At 72.3% G+C, this 643-nt stretch carries 1 protein-coding gene; it reads left to right on the plus strand.

Annotation, left to right across the window (positions count from 1 at the left end; genetic code table 11):
• A partial coding sequence (locus BKD30_RS16130; protein ID WP_076704067.1) for a Mu transposase domain-containing protein occupies positions 1 to 643 on the plus strand: 643 nt, incomplete at both ends.

The following is a 643-nucleotide window of genomic DNA, read 5'->3' on the forward strand; positions in this document are numbered from 1 at the left end:
GCGATCGGTGGAAACGGGAAGGTCACGGTCGCGGCCGCCTCGTTCGCTGGGACGCTGGCGACCCGGATCGTGCTGGCGCCGCCACGGGATCCGGAGTTCAAGGGGATGGTGGAGCGCAACAACCGGTTCTTCGAGACCTCGTTCCTGCCGGACCGCAGCTTCGCGAGCCCCACCGACTTCAACGGGCAGCTCGCGGACTGGCTGGTCAGGGCGAACCAGCGGACCGTCCGCTCGCTCGGTGGCCGGCCCGTCGACGCGCTCGAGCGGGATCTCGGTGCGATGACGGCGCTGCCGCCGGTCGCTCCCGCGACGGGCCTGTCCAGCCGGGTCCGGCTGGCCCGGGACTACTACATCCGCCTGGACCGGTCCGACTACTCAGTCGACCCGCGGGCCATCGGCCGGCTCGTCGATGTCACCGCAACCCCGACCTCTGTCACGGTCGCGTGCGAGGGCGCCATCGTGGCCGAGCACGAGCGGTCCTGGGCGGGCGGGGTCACCGTGACCGATCCGGCCCACGTCCAGGCGGCGAAGCAGCTCCGGCGCGACTTCTGGGATCAGCGGCGTCAGGCCGAGGCCGACGCTCGGCACCGACACCGTCCCGAGCCTGGGCTGGTCGTCGAGCAGCGGTGCCTGGGCGACTACG

The organism is Tersicoccus phoenicis (assembly GCF_001968835.1).
Classification (GTDB): domain Bacteria; phylum Actinomycetota; class Actinomycetes; order Actinomycetales; family Micrococcaceae; genus Tersicoccus; species Tersicoccus phoenicis.